The sequence below is a fragment of the Streptococcus sp. genome (assembly GCF_019414905.1).
GTDB lineage: Bacteria > Bacillota > Bacilli > Lactobacillales > Streptococcaceae > Streptococcus.
In genome coordinates, this window is record NZ_DXLC01000144.1 from 1 (window position 1) to 3,621 (window position 3,621).

Below are 3,621 nucleotides of genomic sequence, written 5' to 3' on the forward strand. Positions count from 1 at the left end.
CGTGATGGTGTCCTAAATGAAGCAGGGGCAGAAGTCTACTATCTCTGGACCAGTTTTGAAAATATGTTGCGTGAGATTGCACGATTGGATCAGGCTGAATTGGAAAGTATTGTGGTCTGGAATCGCCTCTTGGTCTATGCGACCTTATTTGGCTATGCGGACAAGGTTAGTCATTTGATGAAGGTTCATCAGATTAAAGTGGAAAATCCAGATATCAATCTTTATGTAGCTTATGGCTGGCATAGTATGTTTTATCATTCAAGCGCGCAAATGAGCCATTATGCTAGTGTCGCAAATACAGCAAGCACCTACTCCGTATCTTCTGGAAGTGGAAGTTCTGGCGGTGGCTTCTCTGGAGGCGGAGGTGGTGGCAGTATCGGTGCCTTTTAAAGAGAGCTAAAATATGCTATAATGGAAGATAGAAAAAGGAGTAATCTATGTATCTTATTGAAATTTTAAAATCTATCTTCTTCGGTATTGTTGAAGGAATTACGGAATGGCTGCCGATTTCAAGTACAGGTCACTTGATTTTAGCAGAGGAATTTATCCAATACCAAAATCAGAGTGAAGCCTTTATGTCCATGTTTAATGTCGTGATTCAGCTTGGTGCTATTTTAGCAGTTATGGTGATTTACTTTAACAAGCTCAATCCCTTCAAACCGACTAAGGACAAGCAGGAAGTTCGTAAGACTTGGAGACTATGGTTGAAGGTTTTGATTGCGACCTTGCCTTTACTTGCCGTCTTTAAATTTGACGATTGGTTTGATACCCACTTCCATAATATGGTTTCAGTTGCCCTCATGTTGATTATCTACGGGATTGCCTTTATCTATTTGGAAAAGCGCAATAAAGCGCGTGCTATCGAGCCAAGTGTAACAGAGTTAGACAAGCTTCCTTATACGACAGCTTTCTATATCGGACTCTTCCAAGTTCTTGCCCTTTTACCAGGGACTAGCCGTTCAGGTGCAACGATTGTCGGTGGTTTGTTAAATGGAACCAGTCGTTCTGTTGTGACAGAATTTACTTTCTATCTTGGAATTCCTGTTATGTTTGGGGCCAGTGCCTTAAAGATTTTCAAGTTTTTGAAAGCAGGACAGCTCTTGAGCTTTGGGCAATTGTTCTTGCTCTTGGTTGCGATGGGAGTAGCTTTTGCGGTCAGCATGGTGGCTATTCGTTTCTTGACAAGTTATGTGAAAAAACACGACTTTACCCTTTTCGGTAAATACCGTATCGTGCTTGGTAGTGTCTTGCTACTTTATAGCTTTGTCCGTTTATTTGTATAAGAAAAACCTTGAAGGGGCAGCTCTTCAAGGTTTTATACTCTTCGAAAATCAAATTCAAATCACGTCAGTTCTATCTGCAACCTCAAAACGGTGTTTTGAGCAACCTGCGGCAAGCTTCCTAGTTTGCTCTTTGATTTTCATTGAGTTTTAAAATCCAGTCATGGTAATCCCCAACAGGCGGACACCTCTTTCTTTCTCGCTTAACTCTTCATAGAGTTGCAGGGCTATTTGGCTTATCTGGCTAGCATCCTGTGTTTTTTGAGCCAGACTTTTTCGTTTAGTAAGAGTTGAAAAGTCCTCGTAGCGGATTTTCAAAATGACAATTTTTCCAGATTTTTCTTGTTGACTGAGATTGAGAGCGACTCTTTCTGATAGAAGAGTCAGCTCTTTTTTGATATCTTCCTCGGCACGGAGAATCTTCCCATAGGTTTTCTCCTTCCCGATTGACTTACGGATGCGATTGGATTTGACTGGGGAATTGTGGATGCCACGAGCCTTTCGATAAAGGTCATAACCCAGTCTACCAAAACGGTCTATTAGGGTCACTTCAGGGACTTCAAGTAGGTCAGCGCCAGTAAAAATACCCATTTGATGCAGACGTTCTACCGTCTTTTTCCCCACTCCATGAAATTTAGCAATATCCATTTGTTTGAGAAAATCCTCAGCTTGGTCAGGTAGAATCACTGTCAGACCATGTGGTTTTTGATAATCACTGGCCATTTTAGCTAAGAATTTGTTATAAGAAACACCGGCAGAAGCAGTCAGATGGAGTTCTTGCCAGATATCCTCTTGAATGAGGCGAGCAATTTTGACCGCTGACCTGATACCGAGTTTATTTTCTGTTACATCCAAATAGGCTTCGTCAATGCTCATGGGTTCAATCAAATCTGTATAGCGCTTAAAAATCGATCGAATCTGGAGGCCCACAGCTTTATATTTTTCATAATTTCCTGAGATGAAGATTGCCTGGGGACAGCGTTCATAGGCTTCCTTGGAACTCATGGCAGAATGGACACCAAAAGCTCGTGCCTCATAGCTACAGGTAGAAACGACTCCCCGTCCACCTGTTTGCCGAGGGTCGCTTCCGATAATGACAGGTTTTCCTCTGAGTTTAGGATTATCCCTGATTTCTACCGCAGCAAAAAAGGCATCCATGTCAATATGGATGATTTTTCTTGACAAATCATTTAACAAGGGGAAAATCAACATGCCTAGTACCTTTTTACTGCTTATTTTCTTTCATTATACCTTTTTTTCTGAAAAAAAGAAAAAAGGACTTTATTTTTTCAAAAATATAATACAGTTTAGGGAAAAATATAGACTGTTTTAGAAAAGAAAGTGTAAAAATAGGGTTTTTCCACTTGTTGAAATCGGTTACTGTATGGTATACTTGTCTCATGAATGTAACAGATGGTTGTTACTAGAAAGAAAAAAGAGGACATTAACATGGTTGTTAAGACAGTTGTTGAAGCACAAGATATTTTTGACAAAGCTTGGGAAGGCTTCAAAGGCGTAGATTGGAAAGAAAAAGCAAGTGTATCACGCTTCGTACAAGCTAACTACACACCTTACGATGGAGACGAAAGCTTCCTCGCAGGACCAACAGAACGTTCACTTCACATCAAAAAAATTGTAGAAGAAACTAAAGCACACTACGAAGAAACTCGTTTCCCAATGGACACTCGTCCGACATCTATTGCTGACATTCCAGCAGGATTTATCGATAAAGAAAATGAAGTTATCTTCGGTATCCAAAACGATGAACTCTTCAAATTGAACTTCATGCCAAAAGGTGGTATCCGTATGGCTGAAACTACTTTGAAAGAAAATGGATATGAACCAGATCCAGCTGTTCACGAAATCTTTACTAAATACGTAACAACAGTTAACGACGGTATCTTCCGTGCCTACACTTCAAACATTCGTCGCGCTCGTCACGCACACACTGTAACTGGTCTTCCAGATGCATACTCACGCGGACGTATCATCGGTGTTTACGCACGTCTTGCTCTTTACGGTGCAGACTACTTGATGCAAGAAAAAGTAAACGACTGGAACGCAATCGAAGAAATCGATGAAGAAACAATCCGTCTTCGTGAAGAAATCAACCTTCAATACCAAGCATTGCAACAAGTTGTTCGTTTGGGTGACCTTTACGGAGTTGACGTTCGCAAACCAGCGATGAACGTTAAAGAAGCTATCCAATGGGTTAACATCGCCTTCATGTCTGTCTGCCGTGTTATCAACGGTGCTGCTACATCTCTAGGTCGTGTACCAATCGTTTTGGACATCTTTGCAGAACGTGACCTTGCTCGTGGTACATTTACTGAATCAGAAA

At 41.1% G+C, this 3,621-nt stretch carries 3 protein-coding genes and 1 pseudogene; 3 read left to right on the forward strand and 1 reads right to left on the reverse strand.

The genetic code is table 11. The features are described from left to right. A pseudogene (locus QZ359_RS04490) lies at positions 1–390 on the forward strand (DUF2207 domain-containing protein); the annotation flags it as partial. Between the two features lie 47 nt (positions 391–437). Next, the gene (locus tag QZ359_RS04495; RefSeq protein WP_293963264.1) at positions 438–1,283 is read left to right on the forward strand and encodes an undecaprenyl-diphosphate phosphatase; all 846 of its coding nucleotides are present in this window, start codon (positions 438–440) and stop codon (positions 1,281–1,283) included. A 147-nt stretch (positions 1,284–1,430) separates the two neighbouring features. Here the strand turns inward: QZ359_RS04495 and dinB are convergent, their stop codons facing one another. Further along, a complete protein-coding gene (dinB, locus tag QZ359_RS04500; protein WP_293963268.1) occupies positions 1,431–2,492 on the reverse strand; it encodes a DNA polymerase IV in 1,062 nt (353 codons plus the stop codon). A gap of 237 nt (positions 2,493–2,729) precedes the next feature. Here dinB and QZ359_RS04505 point away from each other — a divergent pair. After that, the coding region (locus QZ359_RS04505) for a pyruvate formate lyase family protein (RefSeq protein ID WP_293963271.1) at positions 2,730–3,621 on the forward strand (892 nt) is incomplete at its 3' end.